This window comes from Massilia sp. Masssp93 (assembly GCF_059491295.1).
Genome location: NZ_CP168502.1, coordinates 1,993,974 through 2,017,334 on the forward strand (window position 1 = coordinate 1,993,974; position 23,361 = coordinate 2,017,334).

A 23,361-nucleotide genomic window follows, 5' to 3' on the forward strand; every position below is an offset into this window, starting at 1 on the left:
AACTGAAAAAGAAAAAATGTTTTGGTCGGGAGATAAAGATCTCGCCAAGAAAATTGCAAAAGAACGAGGGAAAATAATCCTGGAGCAAACTCCTGGCGGGAAAGTAATCGATGAATGGGGTGACCTAAATAATATATTTTCGTGGGACGGGAAAGATATGGGGCCTTATGGTTGGGACTTGTGGGGTGCCGTCTCAGTTGAGTATGCAAAAGAGGCAACAGGGGAAATTGATGTCATACAGAATATCAAGAAATTTCCAAGAGGAGGCGATACTTGGAGGGGGAGTGAATGGACAACACTTGTACGGCAGCGCAAAGTTAGCTTTATGAATATTTTTGCAATGGACGCTGATGGTAACGTAATGAAAACAATGAAAATTGCGCCAGATAGTGAAATCGCGAAAGAGCTTTTCAAGGAAAAATAATATGACCGCCGCATTTGAGGAATTTATGAGGCAACACGACATGACCGGGAGCGAAAAGGCTGATGGCTATAGCCCGGATGTGTTTATTGGGCTGGAAGATCGAGAGAGGGAATGCGTTTTTAAGTTGCTAACAGATGAGCTTCCGTGGTCCGCTGACTGGCTTTTTCGTCTCGACGCAGAAAGGGCTTTAACAGTCGCAAAAGAAAAGGAGAAAGAACTGCGTGGTCGCAGTTATGGAAGTGCTTATATGCTTCAGAAAGTGATGACTAAGTATTCTGGGGACTTACTTTATCAAAAACATATGATTGAGGACTACGCGTGCTACGATGTTAGGTTAAAAGCTCGCGTGATAGATGCGATTGATTGCACGCCGACGAATGCAGAAACCATTTCGTTTTTTAAAGAAGTTATCCTGACGGAAGTCGATGCAGATGCAGTGGCCAGCGCAAGTATTTATTTTTTGGATGCCATGAAGATACCCGCGGCAAACGATGCGGAGAAAAGGATATACAATCGATTATTGGATGAATTGCGGAGCGAAGATGTGCGTATCAAATTGCGAGCTATTTCTGAAACAGAAAAATTTCGAGACGATTTGTTGCGAAAAGCATGATGGGTTTAACAGGGTTGGCTTTAATGAGCGCAACGGCTTTCAATGCAATTATTTTTCAAAAAGGCGCCCGGAGTAAATGCAGAGCTCTCCGATGAACGCATTTCAAAATTTCTTGGATTTCTTTTTGATGCACAACAAAGAGCGACGGGATGGGCTAAGCGAATCCTACTTTGCTTCTATGGTCGAAGAAGAGAGGGCGCGTGCGTTCGATTTTTTTTAAAACTTGTCGAGAAAGGCGGAACTGAAGAAAACGTTAATGGACTGTTTAGAGCTGATTTCACTCGTGCCATTGAGTCTGTTAGACGTCTGTTGGCAGAAAACACGTTGACTGGAGAGACGCAAATAGCGGCAGCGTGGAATATCTACAAAGTTCAGCGCAACGAAAGCCGTCTGTCCGTTTTTATCCGCTTTTTTGCCGATCCGGACTGTCGTTTGCGAGAAAAAGCGGTATATTACGTCCCGGCAGATAATTTAACGACTGAACTTAATGCTGGCCTCCAAGGCATGGTTCGGACGGAAGCAGAGCAGCTTGCACGCGTACATGCTGTAGATAAGCTTCTGGAATGTTATGGTGCGACCAAGGAGTCAGTCGGAAAAAGCGAATATTCAGATTTCTATAAGGACCTACACAGCGACGATCCGAAAACAAAGGAAGCAGTCTTTAGAAAGCTTGACGCATTATTTAACTGATACGAAGCATCAGAGAAAATAATTTTCAAAATATTTTTGGAAAGATAAGAGTAAAGAAAACCCAAGAATCAGTTCGGTAGCGTCGTAAAATTAAACGACTATACCACCGGCTCCCTGACCCGCCTCAGATCATCCCTGGGCGGCCTTCCGAACATGCGGCTGTACTCGCGCGTAAACTGCGACGGGCTCTCGTAGCCGACCTGGTACGCCACGGCCGCCACGTCGCGGCTGCTCGCGGCCAGCCGCGCACGCGCCTCGTGCAGGCGGATCTGCTTCTGGTATTGCAGGGGGCTCAACGAGGTAAATTCCTTGAAGTGGCGGAACAGCGTCGACGCGCTCATGCCGCTCACGGCTTCCAGCTGCTGGGTCGACACGGGTTCCGCGTAGTGCTGCTGCAGCCAGCGGATCGCGCGGCCGATGCGCGACGCGCGGCTGTCGGCCAGGCCGACTTCGCGCAGCATCGGGCCGTGCGGGCCGGAGAGCAGGCGCCACAAGATTTCCTTTTCCAGCAGCGGACGCAGGATGCGCACGTCGTCCGGGTGGTCGAGCAGGGTGACGAGGCGGCCGACGGCGTCCAGCAGCTGGATTGACGCCGCGTGCACGGCCATCGGCACGGCGTCCGGCGCCGCGTCGGCTTCCGCCTCGACGATCAGGCCCGCGATCTCGGCCGGGCGCAAGGTGAGCGCGACGCCCAGGTACGGTTCGTCCTCGCTGGCGTGGATCACCTGGCCCGTCGACGGCATCGACAGCGACACGATCACGCAGTCGCCCGGGCCGTATTCGTAGGTGCGGCCGGCTATCGTCGAGCGCTTGCGGCCCTGCAGGATCAGGGCGAACATCGGCTCCTCGATGCCGCTCATCGGGGCGGTCGGCGCCGTGACGGCGCGCACCCGCAGGCCGGGCACGGCGCAGTCCGGGCCCGTGCCGGCGTGGCGCATGGCGAGGTGGCGGAGGTCGTGGAGAGTCATCATGGTGTCGTTCGCTGGTAGTGAGGCGTGCGTCTTCACGCAACGACGATCGTAACATGATCGCCGCCGCCAAAGACACATATGTATGGGCTATGGCTGGCCCGCCGGGACGCCGCGCGCGCCGCGGCGCCACCACGGTTGCCGCGCCGGGCGTTCGTACGCCTGGCCGGCCGGCACCGCGAGCGCGACGAGCGTGCCGCCACCTGGCGCGGAACCGATGTCGAGCCGCGCGCCGATGGCCGCCGCGCGCTCGCGCATGCCCGCGAGGCCCCAGTGGCCGGGACGCGCGGCCTCGCCGATGCCGCGGCCGTCGTCGCGCACCGTGAGCTCGAACGCCTGTTCGCCGAACGTCACCGCCAGCGTCACCTGCGCGGCGCGCGCATGGCGGAAGGCGTTCTGCAGCGCTTCGCGCGCGATGAAACAGGCTTCCTGGGCGACGTCGCGGCACAGGGTGCGGCGCTGGCCGTCCACGCGCACGGAAAAGGTGACGCCGAACTGCTCGCCGAGGATGTGGCCCAGCGGGACGAGCGCGCCGACCAGGTCCTGCGCCGGCGCCGCCGCGCCGCGCAGCGCCGTCAGTTCGTCGCGGCCTTCGCGCAATGCGTGCCGCGCCTGGTCCAGCGTGCGGTCGATCAGCGGCAGGTCGGGACAGTCCTGCGGCAGGCGGCCGCGCGCGTGCTCGAACAGCATCAGCAGCGCTTGCACCGATTGCATCAGCGTGTCGTGCAGGGTGCGCGCGATCCGTTCGCGCTCGCCCGCGCGCTCCTGCAGCAGGCGGCGCAGTTGCAGGGTGGCGCGGCGCAGGCGCAGGCGGTACAGCAGCCAGGCCGCCAGCACGAACGCCACGCCGCACAGCGCCTTGAACGGCGCGCTCTGCACGAAGGTCGGCGCGATCGCGACGTCGAGCGCCGCCCCCGCCGGATTCCACACGCCGTCCTCGTTGGCGGCGCTCACGAGAAAGCGGTAGCGGCCCGGGCCCAGGCGCGTGTAATACGCGGTGCGGCGCGTGCCGGCGTCGCGCCAGCCGTCGTCCACGCCCTCCAGGCGGTAGCGGAAGCGGACCCGCTCCGGCATCGTGAAGCTGGGCGCCGTGTAGGCGATCTGCAGGTCCTGCGTGCCGGCCGGGAGTTCGACGGCCTTGCCTGCACCCAGGCTGCGGCCGTTCGCGTCAAGGCTCACGATGTGCACGGGCGGTGCCAGCCGGTTGCGCGGCAGCCGGGCCGGATCGATCCAGGCGGCACCGTCGCTGCCGTGCAGCCACAGGCGGCCGTCGGGCGTGGCCAGCAGGCTCGATTGGCCGGGGCGCAGCTGGACGACGCCGGGATAGCCGTCGAGGGCGTCGAACAGGTCGTAGCCGCCGATCGTGCCGTCCGGGGCGGCGAGGAAGGCGCGCCAGCGCGCGGCGGGAATGCGCACGAGGCCCAGGTTCCCGTTCAGCCACAGGTCGCCGCTTGCATCCAGCAGCATGCCGGTGATGCCGGCGCCGGCTTGCGGGTCGGCCAGGCGCACGGGCCGGAACCGGCCGCCGGCCAGCATGAACAGCCCTTTGTCGCCGCCGGCCAGCACCACGCCGCCGGCGTCGACCACGTTGCCGACGACGCCGGCGTCGAGGCCCTGGGCGAGGCCGTAGCGGCTGACCTTCCCGTCGCGCAGGGCCAGTACCGTGCTGTCGCGGTAGCCGAACCACGCCGTGCCGTCCGCGCCGCGCGCCATGCAGACGGGCGGCGTGTCGGGCAGGCCGTATTCGTGCGCGGGATGCCAGCGGCCGCCGGTCCAGCGGTACAGCCGGCTGTAGGCGAAGCCGGTCCACAGGCCGGTGCCGTCGTCCAGCATCGTGCGCACGCCGGGATTCATGGCGGTCTGCGGCACGTCGTCCGGAAACGGGATGCGGGTGCGGGCGCCGTCCTTGCGCCGCTCGATGTAGCCGGCGCGGCCGAGCAGCAGGGCGCCGTCGGCCGCGGTCGCGAGCGAATTGACGTCGGTCTCGGGCTGTGCCTCCGGGCCGTCCGGGCCCAGGGTCCACAGGCCCATCCCGCGCGGGTTCTGGGCGCGCGTCCACAGGCGGCCCGTATCGTCCAGCGCGAACGAGACGCTGTAGCTGCCGACCGGGAGCCCCATGGACACGACGCGGTTCCGGCGGAACCGGTCGACGCCGCGCTGCGTGCCGACCCAGATGTTGCCTTCGCGGTCTTCGAACACCGAGATCGGTTTGCCGGTCGTGGCACCGGGCGGCGGCCGGTCGGCCGGATCGGTGGCGTGGTGCCAGGCGTCGAGGTGGGCGAGCGTCCGCGGCGCCAGGCGGCACACCTGGTCGCAGTCGGCGGACCACAGGTTGCCGTCGCGGTCGAAGACGGCGTCCAGCGAATACGACGTCGTCCACCAGTCGCGCGGCCGCGGCGGCGTGGCCAGCCGCGCCGGCAGGCGCTCGACATGGTCCATGTACCACAGCCACAGACGGCCGTCGGGCGCGGCCATGACGTCGAAGCGCTGGCCCCTGAGGCCGGCCGGCACGAAGCGGTCGGTGCCGGGATCGCGATAATACAGCGCGGTCTCCGTGTGCACCCACAGGCGTCCGGCCGGATCGCGCCGCAGTCCTTCCGGCATGCCGGGCAGGCCCTGGTCCGCACCGATCCTGTGCCAGCGCGCGCCGTCCAGCACGAACAATCCCTTGGTCGTCGACGCCCACGTGCGCCCGCGCTCGTCCGCCACGATGGAACCGACGCCTTCCGGATCGATGCCGTCCGCCGCGGTGTAATGGCGCAAGCGGCCGGCGCGGTACACGGAAATGCCCGCGAAGCGGTAGCCGATCCACAGCGCACCGTCGGGGAACGCGCGCACCGTCGCCACCGCGTTCGACAGCAGGGGCGTGCCGCCCAGCGCGTGGATGCGCTCGAAGCGCACGCCGTCGAAGCGGTACAGCCCGGACGGCGTGGCGAACCACATGAAGCCGCCCGTGTCCTGCGTCATTTCCCACACGTCGCCCGGCATGCCGTCCTTGCTCGTCCAGGCGTCGTGGTGCAGCTGGGCGATGGACAGCGCCGGATCGAGGGCCTGCGCGCTGCCGCAGCCGAGGACGCCGGCGAGGGCGAGCGCACAACGGGACGCAGGGCGGAACGAAAAACGGAACGGGAAGCGGAACATTGGTTGGATTGTAAAGCAGGACGCCCCGCGCTGCAGGCGCTGCCCCGCGCCTATACGAACGGATACTGGCGACACGAGGGGTACGGGACTACCATGGCTTGCCGGTGCATCACCGTCCACCCACCATTCCCCGCAGAGGATCATCCCATGAGCAATCCAAAACTCGAAGTGCTGACGCCGCAGAACAGCCAGATCATCTTCATCGATCACCAGCCGCAGATGGCCTTCGGCGTGCAGTCGATCGACCGCCAGGTCCTGAAGAACAACACCGTGGGGCTGGCCAAGGCCGCCGCCGCGTTCAACATCCCGGCGACCATCACCACCGTCGAGACACAAGGCTTCTCGGGCTATACCTACCCGGAACTGCTGGACGTCTTCCCGAACCAGCCCATCCTCGAGCGCACGTCGATGAACTCGTGGGACGACCAGAAAGTGCGCGACGCGCTGGCCGCCAATGGCCGCAAGAAGGTCGTCGTCGCCGGCCTGTGGACGGAAGTCTGCAACACCACGTTCGCCCTGTGCGCGATGCTGGAAGGCGGCTACGAGATCTACATGGTGGCCGACGCGTCGGGCGGCACGTCGAAGGAAGCCCACGACTACGCCATGCAGCGCATGATCCAGGCCGGCGTCGTGCCGGTGACGTGGCAGCAGGTGCTGCTCGAGTGGCAGCGCGACTGGGCGCACAAGGACACGTACGACGCCGTCGTCGGCATCGCCAAGGAGCACTCGGGCGCGTACGGCATGGGCATCGACTACGCCTACACGATGGTGCACAAGGCGCCGCAGCGCGGCACGACCAGCCACGAGACGCTCGCGCCGGCACCGGCACGCTGATCACGCGCGCCGGGGCGATCCCCCGTGCGCGCATCCGCGGCCCCGCCAGATCCGCGCGGGGCCGCTCCCTTCCATCGACAGGGGAAAGCATGAAGTTCTATCTGGTATCCCTGGGCGCCGGCCTGCTGGTCGGCTGCATCTACGCATTGCTGCAGGTGCGCTCGCCAGCGCCGCCGGCCATCGCCCTGATCGGCCTGTTCGGCATGCTCGTCGGCGAGCAGGCCGTACCCATCGCCAAGCGCCTGATGACCGGCGAGCCCGTGACCGTGTCCTGGTTCCGCGCCGAGTGCGTGACGCGGATCAGCGGCATCCAGCCGCCGGCCCCGCAGGCGCAGGCGGAGGGCACGGCCGGGAACGACCGTGCCGCTTGACTCCGGCCAGACCGTGCTCGTGGTGGACGACGACGCCACTGTCCGCGCCGGCATGGTCGCGCTGCTGCATGCGGCCGGCTATGCGGCGCGCGGCTTTCCCGGCGCGGCCGCGGTGCTGGACGGCTTCGATGCCGTGCACGCCCGTTGCGCCGTCCTCGACATCCACATCGGCGAGCCGGACGGCTTCGCGCTGCGCGACTGCCTGTGCGCGCTGGCGCCGCGCCTGCCCGTCATCTTCATCACCGGCGACATCGACCCCGCGCTCGCGGCGCGCGCCGCCGGCGCGGGCGCGCTGGCGCTGCTGCACAAGCCCGTCGACGCCGACTGCCTGCTGGCGCTGATCGATGCGATTCCGGCGGCGCCGGACCCGATCCGTTGACGCCCGCGCTTCCACACGGGCCGGCGATTTCCGCTATGCTGGCGTCTGCGTACGACACGGAGGCAGGCATGAGCGAGGGGATGGTGATGGTGGTGGACGACGACGCTGGCGTGCGCCTGGGTCTCGCACACCTGCTCGAAGCGGAAGGCTATGCCGTGCGCGCGTTCGCCGACGCGGCCGACTTCCTCGCGCAGCCCGCGCCATCGGCACCATCCTGCCTGATCCTCGACATGCAGATGCCGCGGCTGGACGGCATGAGCGTGCTGCAGCACATGGCCGAACGCCACCTGGCGCTGCCGGTGATCTTCCTGACCGGCCACGGCACGATTCCGCTCTCCGTCGCCGCCATGAAGGCCGGCGCCGACGAATTCCTCACCAAGCCCGTCGACCCGGACGCGCTGCTGGCCGCCGTCGGACAAGCGCTGGACAGCGACGCGGGCCGCATCGCGCAGCGGCGCGAGGCCGACGAGCTGGCCCGGCGCCATGCCCGGCTCACGCCGCGCGAGCGCGAAGTGTTCGGGCTCGCCATCGGCGGCCTGCTCAACAAGCAGATCGCCGACGCGATGGGCATCAGCGAGATCATGGCCAAGGTCCACAAGCGCAACCTGATGCAGAAGATGGAGACGCGCACCCTGGCCGAGCTGGTGCGCATGGCCGAGAAGCTCGGCATCGAGAGTTCGCGCAGCCGCTGAGACCCCGTACAATGCGCTTCCACGATTTACGTTCGGAGGATTGCATGGGAAAGAAGGACGTGCCGGGCGTCGGCGAATACGGCGGCCCGGCCGGCGGTTGGGGCGCGCTGCAGGCCGTGGCGAAGGCGATCCGCGGCGAGATGACCGCGAAGGACACGACGATCCTGCTGCAGGTGAACCAGCCGGAGGGCTTCGATTGCCCGGGCTGCGCCTGGCCCGATCCGCGCCAGGGCTCGTCGTTCGAATTCTGCGAGAACGGCGCCAAGGCCGTGTCGTGGGAAGCGACGCACAAGCGCGTCACGCCCGCGTTCTTCGCACAGCACACGGTGACCGAATTGTTCGGCCGGGAGGACTTCGCCCTCGAATGGGAAGGACGACTCACGCACCCGATGAAGTACGACGCGGCGTCGGACCGCTACCTGCCCATCGCGTGGGACCAGGCGTTCGCCGAGATCGGCGCGCACCTGCGCCGCCTGCCCGATCCTGACATGGCCGAGTTCTACGCGTCCGGGCGCACGTCCAACGAAGCGGCATTCCTGTACCAGCTGTTCGTGCGCGAGTTCGGCACGAACAACTTCCCCGACTGTTCGAACATGTGCCACGAGGCGACCAGCGTCGGCCTGCCGGAATCGATCGGCGTCGGCAAGGGCACCGTCACGCTGGAAGACTTCGACCACTGCGACGCCATCTTCTCGTTCGGCCACAACCCCGGCACGAACCACCCGCGCATGCTGGCGACGTTGCGCGAGGCGCGCCTGCGCGACGTGCCCATCGTCGTGTTCAACCCCCTCAAGGAACGGAGCCTGGAACGCTTCAAGTCGCCCCAGAGTCCCGTCGAGATGACGGTCGGGAAGGCTGTCGCCATCGCGACGTCGTACTACCAGGTCAAGGTGGGCGGCGACGCGGCCGTGGTGCAGGGCATGATGAAGGCGCTGCTCGCGCGCGATGCCGTCGACCGCGACTTCATCCGCGACCACACGGCCGGCTTCGACGCCCTCGCGGCCGACCTGGCCGCGCTTTCCTGGGACGAGATCGAGGGCGTGGCGGGCCTGTCGCGCGCCGACATCGAGGCGGCGGCGGACGTGTATGCGCGGGCCGAACGCGTCATCATCTGCTACGGCATGGGCATCACGCAGCACCGCCACGGCACGTCGAACGTGCAGCAGCTCGCGAATCTCCTGCTGCTGCGCGGGAATATCGGCCGCGAGGGCGCCGGCATCTGTCCGCTGCGCGGCCACTCGAACGTGCAGGGCGACCGCACGGTCGGCATCACGGAAATCCCGGGCGCCGCATTCCTCGACAGCCTGCAGCGCGTGTTCGGCTTCGCGCCGCCGCGCGCCAAGGGCCATGCGGCCGTGGAAGCGCTGGAAGCGATGCGCGACGGGCGCTCGCGCGCGCTCGTCTGCCTGGGCGGCAACCTGCCCGTGGCGATGCCAGATCCGCAGGCGTGCTTCGACGCGATGCGCAAGCTGGACCTGTCCGTGCACATCGCCACCAAGCTGAATCGCTCGCACCTCCTCGTCGGCAAGCACACCTACCTGCTGCCCTGCCTGGGCCGCACGGAGCTGGACGTGCAGGCCGGCGGGCCGCAATCGGTCACGGTCGAGGATTCGATGTCGATGGTGCACGCATCGCGCGGCAGTCTGCCGCCCGCGTCGCCCGGGCTGAAATCGGAACCGGCCATCGTCGCCGGCATCGCCCGCGCCACGCTGCCCGATTCGAAGGTCGACTGGGAGGGATTCGTGGCCGACTACGGCCGCATCCGCGCCGCGATCGAGGCTGTGTTCCCCGATTTTAAGGACTACAACGAGCGCGTGAGCAAGCCGCGCGGCTTCCGCCTCGACGTGCCGGCGAGCCGGCGCGAGTGGCGCACGGCGTCGGGCCGCGCGAACTTCATCGTCGCCGCGCGCGACCAGCGGCCGCTCGCACGGCCCGGTGCGCAGGGCGTCCTCGTGCTGGCGACCGTCCGCAGCCATGACCAGTACAACACGACGATCTACGGCAAGAACGACCGCTATCGGGGCGTGACGGGGCGGCGCGACGTCGTCTTCGTCAACGCGGCCGACCTGGCCGAACGGGGGCTGGAACATGGCGACATCGTCGACATCGAAGCCGTCGCGGCGCACGACGAGGGCAGGGAACCGCGCGTGCTGCGCGGCTTCGTGGCCGTGGCGCACGACATCGCGCGGGGCGCCGCCGCCGCGTATTATCCGGAGGCGAACGGGCTGATCGCGCTCGCCAACCGCGATGCGAAGAGCGGCACGCCGTCGTACAAGTCGGTGCCCATCGTGATCCGGCGCGCGGCCGGATCGCGGTAAGGCGTCAGCCCTTGATGAAGGCGAGGATGTCGGCGTTGATGACGTCGGCGTGCGTCGTCGGCATCCCGTGCGGGAAGCCTTTGTACGTTTTCAGCGTGCCATGCGCGAGCAGCTTGGCGGACAGCACGCCGGCGTCGGCGTAGGGCACGATCTGGTCGTCGTCACCGTGCTGCACGAGGACGGGCAGGGTGATCTTCCTGAGGTCTTCCGTGAAGTCGGTCTGCGAGAACGCGACGACGCCGTCGTAATGGGCCTTGGCGCCGCCCATCATGCCCTGGCGCCACCAGTTCTGGACGATGCCTTCCTGCGGCTTGACGCCGGGCCGGTTGAAGCCGTAGAACGGACCGGCCGGCAGGTCGCGGTAGAACTGCGCGCGGTTCGTGGCGACCTGCTGCTGGATGCCGTCGAACACGTCCTTTGCCAGGCCGCCCGGGTTCGTTGCCGACTTCACCATCAGCGGCGGCACGGCCGCGATCAGCACGGCCTTCGCCGCGCGCGCCTGGCCGTGGCGGGCCAGGTAGCGCACGACTTCGCCGCCGCCCGTCGAGTGGCCGACGTGGATCGCGCCCTTGAGGTCGAGGTGCCGGACGACGGCCGCCAGGTCGTCGGCATAGTGGTCCATGTCGTGCCCGAAGCCCACCTGGGTGGAGCGGCCGTGGCCGCGGCGGTCGTGCGCGATCACGCGAAAACCGCGCTGCACGAAATACATCATCTGCGAGTCCCAGTCGTCCGAACTCAGGGGCCAGCCGTGCGAGAACACGATCGGCGTGCCGCTGCCCCAGTCCTTGTAGAAGATGTCGACGCCGTCCTTGGTGCGGACGGTGTCCGTCGTCATGCGCGCGGCGCCGTCTTTTGGTGCCGCGGCGGCATGCGCCGGCCCGGTGGCCAGCACGGCGAGCGGCAGCGCGGCCGCGCCGCCCAGCATGTTGCGGCGTTTGCCGTTGATGTCGTTCATATCGTTTTCCCTGTTGTCTGGTTGTTGTGGTGAACCGATGTTCGACCGTTACGATGCCTGATGCGCGCGCCAAAAACCACTCGCCGGAAGGTAGGGTGGGCGGCCTCCGCCCACGCGTAACGCCGCCTGGACGCGCACGTCCGCACGCGCACGTCACGCGTGGGCACGGGGTGCCCACCCTACCGGGGATCGTGCGGCGGCCGGCGCCGTGCCGGGTCCGCCGGAGGTAGGGTGGGCGGCCTCCGCCCACGCGTTACGCCGCGTGACGCCGCGTCGATGCCAAGGTCACGCGGCGGCGGGCGCCGGCTCGAGCGCCGGCCAGTCCAGCAGCACCATGAACGCCAGCAGCGCCAGCGCCGGCAGCAGGCACCAGAAGCCGAACGTCATGTACGCGGCGCCGCCCGCGACGCAGCCCAGCGCGAACGCCACCACGGGCCAGAAGAACTTCACGAAGCGCGCCTTGACGGCCGGCGTGGCGCGGCCGCTGGCGAGGTCCGTCATGTCGATCAGCAGTTCCGTCACGTTGCCCGTCATGACCGTGGTCGGCGCGATGCGGCCGAACTGCAGCTTGCCGGCCGCGTTCTGCACGCCCATCGCCGCGGCGCCCAGCATGCCGCACGCGAGGACCAGCGGCGCTTGCGGATTGGACAGCGGCGCCGCCGCGCCGCCGGCGGCCATGAACAGCGCCAGCAGCGCGAGCTGCATGCCCAGCAGCGGGCGCGCCGGGTTGTGGCCGAGGCGGGCGCAGCGTACGTCCATCTGGCGCGCCACGACGACGCCCGCGGCGAACGCGGGGATCGCGAGGAATTTCAGCATCAGCACCCCGGCGTGCGACGGCCGCGCGAGCTCGCTGCCGATGAGGACGAAGTTGCCCGTCACGTGCGCCGTGAACAGCCCGAACAGGGCGACGAACGCGGACGTGTCGATGTAGCCGGCCAGCAGGCCGAGCCCGACGCCGAGCGTGAGGTCGGTCGGTTTGATGGACATGATGGCCTCCTCAGAACGCGAAGCAGCTGCAGCCGAACGCGCCCCAGAATGCCGTGAAGTCCGACACCGGCACATCGGACTTGCGCGCGCGGTCGTGCGCATGGGCGTGCACGGAACACGCGCCGCGGCACTGGTGGGCCATGGCCGGCGCGGCCGGCTGCTGCGCGGGGCGGTAGTGGCCCGGCACCTTGGCGACGGGCGACCATTCGGGCAGTACCGGCAGCGCCGGCGGCGCCAGCTTGTCGAACGGCCCCTGGCCGAACACGATCCGGCCGCCGACGACGGTCAGCACGGATTCGATCGCCTTGATCGATTCCTCGTCCACGCGGAAGTAGTCGGCCGACAGCACGGCCAGGTCGGCCAGCATGCCTTCCTGGATGCGGCCCTTGTGGCCCTGCTCGCTGGAGAACCAGGCGCTGCCCGCCGTCCACAGTTCCAGCGCCGTGTGGCGGTCGAGGCGCGTGCCCGCGTCGTACAGGCGCAGGCCGCCGACGGTGCGGCCCGAGACGAGCCAGTACAGCGCAGTCCACGGGTTGTAGCTGGCCACGCGGGTCGCGTCCGTGCCGGCGCCGACGGGCACGCCGGCGTCCAGCATGCGCTTGATCGGCGGCGTCGTTTCGGCCGCTTTCGCACCGTAGCGCTCGACGAAGTACTCGCCCTGGAACGCCATGCGGTGCTGGATCGCGATGCCGCCGCCGAGGGCCTTGACGCGCTCGATGTTGCGCGGGGTGATGGTCTCGGCGTGGTCGAACATCCAGCGCAGGCCCGCGAACGGGATTTCGCGGTCGACCTTCTCGAACACGTCGAGCATGCGCGAGATCGATTCGTCATAGGTCGCGTGCAGGCGGAACGGCCAGCGGCTGGCGACGAGGTGGCGCACGACCTGTTCCAGCTCCGCTTCCATCCCGGCCGGCAGGTCGGGGCGCGGTTCCAGGAAGTCCTCGAAGTCGGCGGCCGAAAACACGAGCATCTCGCCGGCGCCGTTGTGGCGATACCAGTCGGTGCCCTGGCCCGGCGTGACCATCTCGGTCCACTTCCTGAAATCGTCGAGTTCGCGGCCCTTGTTCTGGGTGAACAGGTTGTAGGCGATGCGGATCGTCAGCTGGTCTTGCGCGGCCAGCTGTTCGACGACCTGGTAGTCTTCGGGATAATTCTGGAAACCGCCGCCCGCGTCGATCGCGCTCGTCAGGCCCAGGCGGTTCAGTTCGCGCATGAAGTGGCGCGTCGAATTGATCTGCTGTTCGAGCGGCAGCGTCGGGCCCTTGGCCAGCGTCGCGTACAGGATCATCGCGTTGGGACGGGCGATCAGCATGCCGGTCGGGTTGCCGGCGGCATCGCGCACGATCTCGCCGCCCGGCGGGTTCGGCGTCGTCTTGTCGTAGCCGACGGCGCGCAGGGCGGCGCGGTTGAGCAGGGCGCGGTCGTACAGGTGCAGCACGAACACGGGCGTGTCGGGCGCGGCCGCGTTGAGTTCCTCGATGGTCGGCATGCGTCGTTCGGCGAACTGGAATTCGTTCCAGCCGCCGACCACGCGCACCCATTGCGGGTTCGGCGTGCGGTCGGCCTGCGCCTTCAACATGCGCAGTGCATCGGCCAGCGACGGCACGCCTTCCCAGCGCAGCTCGAGGTTGTAATTCAGGCCGCCGCGGATCAGGTGCAGGTGCGAATCGTTCAGGCCCGGGATGACCGTATGGCCGTCGAGGTCGACGACGCGGGTGGCGGAGCCGCGGTGGCGCATCACGTCGGCGGCGGCGCCCACGGCGATGAAGCGGCCGGCGCCGATGGCGACCGCGTCGGCCTGCGGCTTGGACCGGTCCAGCGTGTGGAAGCGGCCGTTGGTGAGGATCAGGTCGGCGATGGCGGGTGTGTTCATGGGGTTCTCCAGAAGTGTAGACATGGTACTGCGGCGGCCCGCTGGCCGCCCGCACGCGGGATTTCAGGCATGGTCGTGGCTCGCGGATGGGGGCGCCGTGGCGGCCATGCTGCGCACGGGCAGCACGACGCGGAACAGGGCGCCGTGCGGCTCGGCGGGTACGCATTCGATGCGGCCGCCGTGGGCGCGGACGATGGCGCGGCTGATCGACAGGCCGACACCGGTGCCGTGCGGCTTGGTGGAGTACAGGGCGTCGAAGATGCGTTCGCGGTCGGCCGGTGCGATGCCGGGCCCGTTGTCGCGCACGCGCAGCTCGACGAGGCCAGGGCCGGCGGGCGCCGATTCCAGCACGATGCGGCGCGGCCGGTCGCTGACGGCCGCCAGCGCCTCGATCGCGTTCAGCAGCAGGTTGATGAGCACCTGCTGGACCTGGGCGCGGCTGGCGTGGACCTGGCGCTCCGCCAGCTGCAGGCGCGTTTCCAGCTGCACGTTCTGCCGCACCATCAGCGCGCGCAGCAGTTGCGCGACTTCGCCGACGGCCCCGTCGAGCGCGAACGTGCTGGCCGCCTCGCCTTCGCGCCTGGCCAGGCCGCGCACGCTGCGCACGATGTCGCCGGCCTGGCGTCCGCAGGTGCTGATCTGTTCAAGCGCTTCCAGCGCGCGCGCCGTGTCGGGCTGGCCGCGGCGCAGCCAGCGCCGCGCGGCGGCGGCGTGCAGCAGGATCGCGGCCAGCGGCTGGTTGACCTCGTGCGCGATGGCGATGCCGAGTTCTCCCACCGTGCCGGCGCGGGCGGCGCGCGTCTGCTGGTCGGGGTCGAGCGTCGCCGGCACGGCGTCCCAGGCCTGCACCAGCGCGCGCACGCGGCCGTGCGCGCCCCAGGCGCGCCAGGTGTCCAGCGCGAGCCGGCGGTAACCCGGCAGCGCGCCCGCGAGACCGAGCCGGCCGCACAGGCTGGCCGCGCCTTCCCAGGCCAGTGCGGCGATCCACGCCTGGCCATCCGACTGCGCCAGCGCGGCCGCGGCTTCGTAGGCGCACAGGGCGCGGGCGCCGCCGCCGGCATCCTGTTCGGCGGCGCGCGCCAGCAGCGCCATGGCGCCGGCCAGGTGCGGGGCGCGCCGGGCCCAGGCCTGCAGCGCGCGGCGATGGTCGCGCAGTTGCGCGCCCAGGCCGGGAATGCCGCGCAGGCGCGCCAGGGTCAGCGCGCCGAACAGGTGATAGGGCAGCAGTTCGCACGGCGGCGTGAGGGGCGTGACGAGCGGGCGTGCCGCGGCCAGTGCCGCCCGCGCGGCGCCCGTCTGGCCGCGTGGCTGCGCGGCCTGCAGGCAGTCGAGCCAGCAGCCGAACTGCATGGCGTCCGGCGCGACCGCGGGCAAGTCCGGTTCGTGGCTGCTGCCCGCGAGGGCGCGGAACAGCGCGAGGCGGCCGTCCAGCTGGCGCGCGGCGGCGGACGCGCCATCTGCCGGGATGGCCTGGCGCACGGCTTGCGCGTAGTGCAGCAGTTCGGTCAGCGGCGCGCCGCACAGCAGGCGCATGCCGGTCCACAGGACGGCGTTGCGGGCCAGCGTGGCGGGCCGGCCGGCCTCGATGCGGCAGGCTTCGGCCTGCAGCAGGGCGGCGTCGCGCAACGGGGCGCGCCGGGCCAGGACAAGGGTCGCGTGGGCGCGCAGCACGGCACCGCCGACGGCGCCGGCGTCCGGCCGGCGGGCGCGCGCCGCGCAGGCTTCGGCCAGCAGCAGGGCGCGGCGGCCGCCGCGGAAGCGGTCGAGCGCGACGGCGGCCAGCAGCACGGCGGCCAGCAGGGTGGCGTCGCGCGGGCCGTCCAGCAGCGCGCGGCCGATCTCCGCTTCGATCAGCGCGCCGGGCAGGCGGCCGGCGCTGCAGGCGTCCTGCAGCGCGTCGGCCAAGGCCGGATCGGTGCCGAGCAGCGGGGCGGCCGCCAGCGTCGTCACGCCGGCGCCGCACAGCAGCAGCCAGGCGCGCCGGCAGGCGGCAATGGAGGGCTCCGGCGCCGCCGTGCCGCCGGCGGGCGGGACGTACGGGGCGGGAGCGGGTCGGGTCGGTGGTAACGGTCGGGTCATCTGCGCTCGGGATTGCCGCCGGCGGGAGTTGGGCCGGAGCGGAACCAGTATCGCGGCATGGCCCGGGAATTCCCTCATACGAAAGGATGAGCGCCGCACGTATCGGCGACCGGGCGGGCGGCGTGTCGGCGCGCGCGGCGCCTCGTGCGTTGATGGGGGCGGGGCCGGCCGGCCCGGCATGGGGGAGGATGATGCGGTACTACGTGACGTTCGTGATGCTGGGCCTCCTGCTGGGCGGCCTGTGCCTGTTGCTGGACGTGCGGCCGGCGGCACCGACCGTTGCGATGCCGGGGCTGTTCGGCGCCATCGGCGCGCCGCCAGGGGCGCCGGCGCAGGTGGAAGCCCTGTCTGCGGCGCGGCAGGCATGACCGGCCGCGCCGGGCGGGATCAGGAACGCAGGAAGGCCAGCAGGTCGGCGTTCAGGCGGTCCTTGTGCGTGGCCGGCAGGCCGTGCGGGGCGCCTTCGTAGACGAGCAGGCGGCCTTGGGGCAGCAGCTCGGCGGCACGGCGCGCGGTGGTGTCGATCGGTACGATCTGGTCGTCGTCGCCGTGGATCACGAGCGTCGGAATGGTCATCTTCTTGAGGTCTGCCGTGAAGTCGGTTTCCGAGAACTGCTTGATGCACTCGTACGCGGCGCGGATGCTGCACTGCATGCCCTGCAGCCAGAACGTATCGCGCAGGCCCTGCGACTCCTTGGCGCCTTCGCGGTTGGCGCCGTAGAACGGGCCGGACAGGTCCTTGAAGAATTGCGCGCGGTCGGCCTGCACGCCCTGGCGGATGCCGTCGAAGACCGCCATCGGCACGCCGTTCGGGTTCGCGTCCGATTGCGCCATCTGCGGCGTCACGGCGCCCACCAGCACGGCGCGCTTGACGCGGTCGGTGCCGTGGCGGCCGATGTAGCGCGCGACTTCGCCGCCGCCGGTCGAGTGGCCGACGAGGGTGACGCCGTGCAGGTCCAGCGCCTCGATCAGCTGGGCCAGGTCGTCCGCGTAGTCGTCCATGTGGTTGCCGTGCCAGGGCTTGCTCGACAGGCCGTGGCCGCGGCGGTCGTGGGCGATGACGCGGTAGCCGTGGTCGGCCAGGAACATCATCTGGTCTTCCCACGCGTCGCCCTGCAGCGGCCAGCCGTGGCTGAACACGACGGCGGGACCGTGGCCCCAGTCGGTGAAGCGGATGATGGTGCCGTCGCGGGTGGTGACGGTGTTGATGGTACGGGTGATGGTCATGGCGGGTCCCTTCGGTTGGTGGCAGGAAGCCGGAAGGGACGGCGCGGGCCGCCGCATCCGGGCCCGGTCATTGTCGGGAGGGATGCGCGGGCGGTCTAGTCATACGAACGTATAGGTATTTACTTGCCGGTATCGGTCGTTGCCCGCTCGATCGGGCAGTTGAGGGCGAGCATGCGCGCCAGCGGCATCGACGTGCGCAGGCGTTCGCGCCACCACTTGAGCGCGGCGCCTTCCTCGCCCGTGCGCCACGCCATGTACAGCGTCTCGTCCGGCTTGGGTTCCTCGACCTCTTTTTCGACGAGGCGGCCGGCGGCGATGTCGGCGCGGGCCCAGGCCTCGGGCAGGAAGCCGAAGCCGAGGCCCGCCAGCTGGAATTCGTATTTCGTCTGCATGTCGGGGACGGCCAGCGTGTCCTGGCCGAACAGCAGGCCCACGGTGCGCGCCTGCAGCACCCGGGCGGAATCCGCGACGGACACTGCGCGGTGCGCCGTCAGCTCCGCCTTGCCGAGCCGGTAGCGGACCTGCGCCAGCGGGTGCGAAGGCGCGACGGCGAACACGAACGACATCGTGCCGAGCGGCTCGGCCGTGTAGCCGCCGCCGGACGGGCCTTCGCCGGCCGCGCCCACGAGCAGGTCGACGCGGCGGTCGAGCAGGCTTTCCCAGGTGCCGGCCAGGGCCTCGCGCACGATGCGCAGGCGGGTCTGGTCGGCCACGTCATAGAATGCCCGGATGTCGTCCTGCAGGCCGAGCGGCGCGAGCGCGGAATCCATGCCGATGGCGAATTCGGTCTCCCAGCCCGAAGCGACGCGGCGCACGCGGCTTTCCAGGTCGCCCGCCGCCTTGAGCAGGTAGCGGCCTTCCTTCAGCAGTTCCTCGCCCGCGGGCGTGAGGACGACGCGCGGGCCGAAGCGCTCGAACAGCTGCACGCCCAGGTCGTCCTCCAGCTTGGAGACGGTGTACGAGATCGTCGACGGCACGCGGTACAGTTCCTTCGCGGCGGCCGAAAAGCTGCCGCGGCGGGCGATGGTGTCGACGGTGAGGAGGGCGTCCAGGCTGAGTCTGAGCATGTGGGGGCTTGAAGGATCGGGGAGCGCATCGTATCAAAATTGCGCCGGTCACGCCCACTTCGACAAGGTCCGGCCGATGCGCGCGCGGAATGCCTGCACCCGGTGCGGCGCGAGGGACTCGGCCCGGTACAGCGACAGCATCCCGAAGCGGCACTGCGGCGCGCAGGTCCCCAGCAGCGCCGTTTTCAGGACGCGCTTCACGGGTTGCCGCAGCACCAGCCGGTCCACCCACCACGGCGAGCCCAGCGAGGTGATCGCCACGGCCTGGCGCAGCTTGCCGAGGCGCGGCCTGATCGGACCGAGGTCGCTGGCGTGGTCGTATGCGATGCCGGGTGCCCAGACGCGGTCGAACCAGCCCTTGAGCATCGCCGGGAAGCCGAACCACCACGTCGGGAACACCAGCACGAGCGCCTCGGCGGCCAGCAGGTTGTCCACGTGCGGCGCCGTGGCCCTGCCGTCGAACGCGGGCCCGTAATACGACGCGCGTTCCGTCGCGGTCAACGCCGGCGCGAAGCCCGCGCCGTACAGGTCTTCGACGATCACGTCGTGGCCGTGGGCGGTCAGCGTGGAGATGGCGTGCTGCGCCAGCGCGCGGCACAAGCTGTCATGGACGGGGTGGGCGACGACGACGAGACACTTCATGCGCGCTCCCCCAGCCCGAGTTCGTCCGCCGCCTGCCGGCGCAGCACGAACTTCTGGATCTTCCCCGTCACCGTCATCGGAAACCCGTCCACGAAGCGCACGTAGCGCGGGATCTTGTAGTGCGCGATCTGCCCCTGGCAAAAGGCGCGGATCTCGTCCGCGTCCGCCTGCTCGCCCGGCCGCAGCACGATGCAGGCGCACAGCTCCTCGCCATACTTCGGGTCCGGCACGCCGACGCACTGCACGTCCAGCACCTTCGGATGGCGGTACAGGAACTCCTCGACCTCGCGCGGATAGATATTTTCGCCGCCGCGGATCACCATGTCCTTCGCGCGCCCCACGATGCGGCAATAGCCGTCGGCGTCCAGCGTCGCCAGGTCGCCGGTGTGCATCCAGCCGGCGGGGTCGACCGCTTCGCGCGTGCGCGTGTCGTCGCCCCAGTAGCCGAGCATGACCGAATAGCCGCGCGTGAGCAGCTCGCCCGTTGCGCCGCGCGGCACGATGCGCCCGTCGGCGTCGACGATCTTGACTTCCAGGTGCGGATGGATGCGCCCGACCGTGCCCACGCGGCACGCGGGCGGATCGTCGACCGCGGTCTGGAAGCTCACGGGCGACGTCTCCGTCATGCCGTAGGCGATCGTGATCTCGGCCATGTGCATCTGGCGCATCACGCGCTGCATCACTTCCGCCGGGCAGGGCGAGCCGGCCATGATGCCCGTGCGCAGGCTCGCCAGGTCGAACGACGCGAACTCCGGATGGTCGAGCAGCGCGATGAACATCGTCGGCACGCCGTGCAGCGCCGTGCAGCGCTCGGCCTGCACGGTGGCCAGCACCGCGCCCGCGTCGAAGCCTTCGCCCGGATAGACCATCGCCGCGCCGTGCGTCATGCACGCCAGGTTCCCCAGCACCATGCCGAAGCAGTGGTACAGCGGGACGGGGATGCACAGGCGGTCGCGCTCCGTCAGGCGCATGGCCTCGCCGATGAAGAAGCCGTTGTTGAGGATGTTGTGGTGCGTGAGCGTGGCCCCTTTCGGCGCGCCCGTCGTGCCGGACGTGAACTGGATGTTGACGGGATCGTCGAACTGCAGCGTGCGCGCGACGTCCGCCAGGCGCGCGAAGTCGGCCGGGCCGGCGCCTTGCGCCACCGTGTCGAAGTCCAGCATGCCCGGGGTCGAGCCTGGCCCCAGGCGGATCACGTGGCGCAGCTCGGGCAGGCGCGCGGCGCGCAGGTCGCCGGGCGCAGGATGGGGCGAATGCGCGTCCAGTTCCGGCACGAGGTCGCGCAGCATGCCGAGGTAGTCGCTGGACTTGAAGCCGGGCGCCAGGATCAGCGCGCGGCAGCCGACCTTCGCCAGCGCATATTCCAGTTCGGCGCGCCGGTAGGCCGGATTGATGTTGACCATGACGAGGCCGGCCTTCGCGGTCGCGAACTGCGTGAGCACCCATTCCGCGCGGTTCTGCGACCAGATGCCCACGCGGTCGCCGGGATCGAGGCCCAGGCCCAGCAGGCCGGCGGCGAGGCGGTCGGCCCGTTCGCGCAGCTCGCGCCAGCCCCAGCGCACGCCCTGGTGCGGCACGACGAGGGCGTCGCGCCCGGGGAAGCGTGCGGCGACGCGGTCCAGGTGGACGCCGATCGTGTCGCCGATGAGGGGGAGCGGGTGGGCTCCGTGGACGTAGCTGGCCTGCTCCATGCCTGTCTCCTGTTTTGACGTTTTGACACAGTGTAGCGTCCGCGCACGGTCCGTTATTATCGAAAAAATCGATCATAGACCATGAAACAACTCGTTTTCCATCCCGCCCCGCAGCGACCATAATGCTTTCCATGGAAACGCGCTTTCGACGGCAAGCCGGCGAGACGGCAGAGCCCGCGAAGCGCGGTGTGTTCGAACGGTTCGAACGCAGGACTTGACAATCACAGGGAGAACATCATGCTGAAAGTACGTAAAAGCGCGGATCGCGGTGTCGCCAGTTTCGGCTGGCTGCGCTCGCAGCACACCTTCTCGTTCGGCCACTACCACGACCCGGCGCACATGAACGTCGGGCCGCTGCGGGTGATCAACGAGGACCGCGTGGCCCCCGGCCGCGGCTTCGACCCGCACAGCCACAAGAACATGGAGATCATTTCCTATGTACTGGACGGCGCGCTGGAGCACAAGGACAGCATGGGCAACGGTTCCGTCCTGCGCTACGGCGACGTGCAGCGCATGAGCGCCGGCACGGGCGTCACCCACAGCGAGTACAACCACTCGGCGACGGCGCCCGTGCACTTCCTGCAGATCTGGGTGATCCCGTCCGAGACCGACGGCGCGCCGGGCTACGAAGAGAAGCACTTCGATGCGGATTCGAAGCGCGGCCGGCTGCGCCTGATCGCGTCGAACGACGGGCGCGACGGCTCCGTCTCGCTGCGCCAGGACGCCGCCATCTTCGCGACGATCCTGGACGGCGGCGACCGCGCCGACCATGCGCTGCTGCCGGGCCGCCAGGCATACGTGCAGGTGGCGCGGGGCAGCGTGACGGTGAACGGCTGCGTGCTCGGCGCCGGCGACGCCGTCGAGATCAGCGGGGAAGCGGTCGTCGCGCTGGCGGACGCGCAGGATGCCGAAGTGCTGCTGTTCGACCTGCCGGCCTGAACCCGGCACGTATTTCGAAGTCAAACACGACCGCGCCACGCCGTGCCGCCAGGGGCGCGGGGTGAACCCGGTACAATCAGTCCGCAACCTGTGCACACGGGCGGCGGACATCCACGCAAACGCATGAGACGAGGAGGACAGGCCATGGAAGTGACGACGCATCGCGGTACGGGACCGCTGCAGCAGGTGATCGAGATCGGACCGCACCGCATCCTGACGGACGTGAAGCCGGAATTCGGCGGCGAGGACAGCGGCCCGGAACCGCACGACATCCTGGCGGCCGCGCTGGCGGCGTGCACGACGCTCACCGTGAGCCTGTACGCGAAGCGCAAGGGCTATGCGCTGGATGAGGTCAAGGTCTCGATCCGGCATGGCCAGGAAGGCGCGGCCTACGGCCTGCACCGCACCATCGAATACATCGGCGCGCTGGACGACGACACCAAGGCCCGGCTCACCGACATCGCCAACAAATGCCCGGTGCACAAGACCTTGTCGGGCACCATCCAGATCACCACGGAGGCCATCTGACATGAGCACGTTCGACCAAGGGAATAATGAGAGCGGCGTGGAAACCATCGTCGTCCCGCGCACGCACGACCTGGGCGGCGGCTTCGAAGTGCGGCGCGCGCTGCCGCACAAGGACCGGCGCATGGTCGGCCCGTTCGTCTTCCTCGACCAGATGGGACCGCACGTGTTCCACGCCGGCGAAGGGATCGACGTGCGCCCACATCCGCACATCGGCCTGGCCACCGTCACGTACCTGCTGGACGGCCAGATCCGCCATCGCGACAGCCTCGGCACCGTGCAGGACATCAAGCCGGGCGAAGTGAACTGGATGACGGCCGGGAAGGGCATCGTCCACTCCGAGCGCACCGGTCCGGACGTGCGCGCCGCCGGCTCCAACCTGTTCGGCCTGCAGTGCTGGGTGGCGCTGCCGCAGGCGCAGGAAGAATGCGATCCGGCCTTTTCGCACACGGGCGCGGGCGACCTGCCGATCCTCGACGGCGACGGCGCCACCGCGCGCATCATCGCGGGCAGCTATTTCGGCAAGACGTCGCCGGTGCCGGTGCAATCGCCGCTGTTCTACGTCGACCTGGCGCTGCAGCCGGGCGCGCGGCTGACGCTGCCGGCCGAATATCCGGAGCAGGCGCTGTACGTGGTCGACGGCACGCTCGACCTGGGCCGCGACGGCCGCTTCGAACAGGGCCAGCTGCTCGTGCTGAAGCCCGGCGCCGTCGTCACGCTGGCGGCGACGGCAAACCGGGGCGCGCGCGTGATGCTGCTGGGGGGCGAGCCGATGGACGGCCCGCGCTACCTGACGTGGAATTTCGTGTCCAGTTCGGCCGACCGCATCGAGCAGGCGAAGGAAGACTGGAAAGCCCAGCGCTTCCCGCACGTGCCGGGCGAGAACGAATTCATTCCGCTCCCCGACCTGCCGGGACGGCCGGTGCGCTATCCTTGAACCGAGCCC

The 23,361-nt window shown here is 68.7% G+C and carries 22 protein-coding genes; 12 read left to right on the top strand and 10 right to left on the bottom strand.

Translation table 11 applies throughout. From position 1 onward, the window contains the following. Positions 1-16: 16 nt before the first annotated feature. The 3 genes from ACEN9Q_RS08320 to ACEN9Q_RS08330 are packed head-to-tail and all read left to right on the top strand — an operon-like array spanning position 17 to position 1,727. Entirely contained in the window at positions 17-424 is a 408-nt protein-coding gene (locus ACEN9Q_RS08320) for a hypothetical protein (protein ID WP_495628015.1), read from the top strand. Between the two features lies 1 nt (position 425). Next, positions 426-1,037 carry a hypothetical protein gene (locus ACEN9Q_RS08325; protein WP_495628016.1) on the top strand — a complete coding sequence of 204 codons (612 nt, stop codon included), beginning with the start codon at positions 426-428 and terminating at the stop codon, positions 1,035-1,037. 42 nt (positions 1,038-1,079) lie between these two features. Continuing rightward, positions 1,080-1,727: a hypothetical protein gene (locus ACEN9Q_RS08330; protein ID WP_495628017.1), complete on the top strand. Its 648-nt coding sequence runs from the start codon at positions 1,080-1,082 to the stop codon at positions 1,725-1,727. 98 nt (positions 1,728-1,825) lie between these two features. Here ACEN9Q_RS08330 and ACEN9Q_RS08335 read toward each other — a convergent pair whose 3' ends face one another. Continuing rightward, the gene (locus ACEN9Q_RS08335; RefSeq protein WP_056445362.1) at positions 1,826-2,698 is read right to left on the bottom strand and encodes an AraC family transcriptional regulator; all 873 of its coding nucleotides are present in this window, start codon (positions 2,696-2,698) and stop codon (positions 1,826-1,828) included. A gap of 87 nt (positions 2,699-2,785) precedes the next feature. Beyond that, positions 2,786-5,836, bottom strand: coding sequence for a sensor histidine kinase (locus ACEN9Q_RS08340; RefSeq protein WP_495628018.1), 3,051 nt, complete (start codon positions 5,834-5,836; stop codon positions 2,786-2,788). Between the two features lie 147 nt (positions 5,837-5,983). On the opposite strand from ACEN9Q_RS08340, the gene ACEN9Q_RS08345 reads away from it, so the two are divergent. The 5 genes from ACEN9Q_RS08345 (at position 5,984) to ACEN9Q_RS08365 (ending at position 10,430) form a co-directional block, all read left to right on the top strand. Continuing rightward, positions 5,984-6,670 (top strand): hydrolase, encoded by a 687-nt coding sequence (locus ACEN9Q_RS08345; protein WP_495628019.1) that lies wholly within the window; start codon positions 5,984-5,986, stop codon positions 6,668-6,670. A gap of 89 nt (positions 6,671-6,759) precedes the next feature. Continuing rightward, positions 6,760-7,041, top strand: a complete 282-nt coding sequence (locus tag ACEN9Q_RS08350; protein WP_495628020.1) for a XapX domain-containing protein — start codon at positions 6,760-6,762, stop codon at positions 7,039-7,041. After that, a complete protein-coding gene (locus ACEN9Q_RS08355) occupies positions 7,031-7,420 on the top strand; it encodes a response regulator (protein WP_495628021.1) in 390 nt (129 codons plus the stop codon). Before ACEN9Q_RS08350 ends, ACEN9Q_RS08355 begins: the two co-directional genes overlap by 11 nt. Positions 7,421-7,488: 68 nt before the next feature. Continuing rightward, entirely contained in the window at positions 7,489-8,112 is a 624-nt protein-coding gene (locus tag ACEN9Q_RS08360) for a response regulator transcription factor (RefSeq protein WP_495628022.1), read from the top strand. 44 nt (positions 8,113-8,156) lie between these two features. Beyond that, positions 8,157-10,430 carry an FdhF/YdeP family oxidoreductase gene (locus ACEN9Q_RS08365; protein ID WP_495628023.1) on the top strand — a complete coding sequence of 758 codons (2,274 nt, stop codon included), beginning with the start codon at positions 8,157-8,159 and terminating at the stop codon, positions 10,428-10,430. Between the two features lie 4 nt (positions 10,431-10,434). On the opposite strand, the gene ACEN9Q_RS08370 is transcribed toward ACEN9Q_RS08365, so the two are convergent. From ACEN9Q_RS08370 to ACEN9Q_RS08385, 4 genes are all read right to left on the bottom strand, one after another. Further along, positions 10,435-11,265: an alpha/beta fold hydrolase gene (locus ACEN9Q_RS08370; protein WP_495628929.1), complete on the bottom strand. Its 831-nt coding sequence runs from the start codon at positions 11,263-11,265 to the stop codon at positions 10,435-10,437. Between the two features lie 405 nt (positions 11,266-11,670). Further along, positions 11,671-12,372 (bottom strand): YoaK family protein, encoded by a 702-nt coding sequence (locus tag ACEN9Q_RS08375; RefSeq protein WP_495628024.1) that lies wholly within the window; start codon positions 12,370-12,372, stop codon positions 11,671-11,673. Between the two features lie 10 nt (positions 12,373-12,382). After that, the gene (locus ACEN9Q_RS08380; protein ID WP_495628025.1) at positions 12,383-14,245 is read right to left on the bottom strand and encodes an amidohydrolase; all 1,863 of its coding nucleotides are present in this window, start codon (positions 14,243-14,245) and stop codon (positions 12,383-12,385) included. A 63-nt stretch (positions 14,246-14,308) separates the two neighbouring features. Further along, positions 14,309-16,324, bottom strand: coding sequence for a sensor histidine kinase (locus ACEN9Q_RS08385; RefSeq protein WP_495628026.1), 2,016 nt, complete (start codon positions 16,322-16,324; stop codon positions 14,309-14,311). A 188-nt stretch (positions 16,325-16,512) separates the two neighbouring features. On the opposite strand from ACEN9Q_RS08385, the gene ACEN9Q_RS08390 reads away from it, so the two are divergent. After that, a complete protein-coding gene (locus ACEN9Q_RS08390) occupies positions 16,513-16,692 on the top strand; it encodes a hypothetical protein (RefSeq protein ID WP_495628027.1) in 180 nt (59 codons plus the stop codon). A 19-nt stretch (positions 16,693-16,711) separates the two neighbouring features. Here the strand turns inward: ACEN9Q_RS08390 and ACEN9Q_RS08395 are convergent, their stop codons facing one another. From ACEN9Q_RS08395 to ACEN9Q_RS08410, 4 genes are all read right to left on the bottom strand, one after another. Continuing rightward, positions 16,712-17,533, bottom strand: coding sequence for an alpha/beta fold hydrolase (locus tag ACEN9Q_RS08395; protein ID WP_495628930.1), 822 nt, complete (start codon positions 17,531-17,533; stop codon positions 16,712-16,714). Positions 17,534-17,670: 137 nt separating this feature from the next. Then, the gene (locus ACEN9Q_RS08400; RefSeq protein WP_056445398.1) at positions 17,671-18,618 is read right to left on the bottom strand and encodes a LysR substrate-binding domain-containing protein; all 948 of its coding nucleotides are present in this window, start codon (positions 18,616-18,618) and stop codon (positions 17,671-17,673) included. 48 nt (positions 18,619-18,666) lie between these two features. Continuing rightward, a complete protein-coding gene (locus ACEN9Q_RS08405; protein ID WP_495628028.1) occupies positions 18,667-19,260 on the bottom strand; it encodes an NAD(P)H-dependent oxidoreductase in 594 nt (197 codons plus the stop codon). Beyond that, positions 19,257-20,951: an AMP-binding protein gene (locus ACEN9Q_RS08410; RefSeq protein ID WP_495628029.1), complete on the bottom strand. Its 1,695-nt coding sequence runs from the start codon at positions 20,949-20,951 to the stop codon at positions 19,257-19,259. Before ACEN9Q_RS08410 ends, ACEN9Q_RS08405 begins: the two co-directional genes overlap by 4 nt. Positions 20,952-21,188: 237 nt before the next feature. On the opposite strand from ACEN9Q_RS08410, the gene ACEN9Q_RS08415 reads away from it, so the two are divergent. The 3 genes from ACEN9Q_RS08415 (at position 21,189) to ACEN9Q_RS08425 (ending at position 23,352) form a co-directional block, all read left to right on the top strand. Beyond that, positions 21,189-21,890: a pirin family protein gene (locus tag ACEN9Q_RS08415; protein WP_495628030.1), complete on the top strand. Its 702-nt coding sequence runs from the start codon at positions 21,189-21,191 to the stop codon at positions 21,888-21,890. Positions 21,891-22,034: 144 nt separating this feature from the next. Beyond that, positions 22,035-22,418 (top strand): OsmC family protein, encoded by a 384-nt coding sequence (locus ACEN9Q_RS08420; protein ID WP_056445410.1) that lies wholly within the window; start codon positions 22,035-22,037, stop codon positions 22,416-22,418. A gap of 1 nt (position 22,419) precedes the next feature. After that, positions 22,420-23,352 carry a pirin family protein gene (locus ACEN9Q_RS08425; RefSeq protein ID WP_056445413.1) on the top strand — a complete coding sequence of 311 codons (933 nt, stop codon included), beginning with the start codon at positions 22,420-22,422 and terminating at the stop codon, positions 23,350-23,352. Positions 23,353-23,361 lie beyond the last annotated feature (9 nt).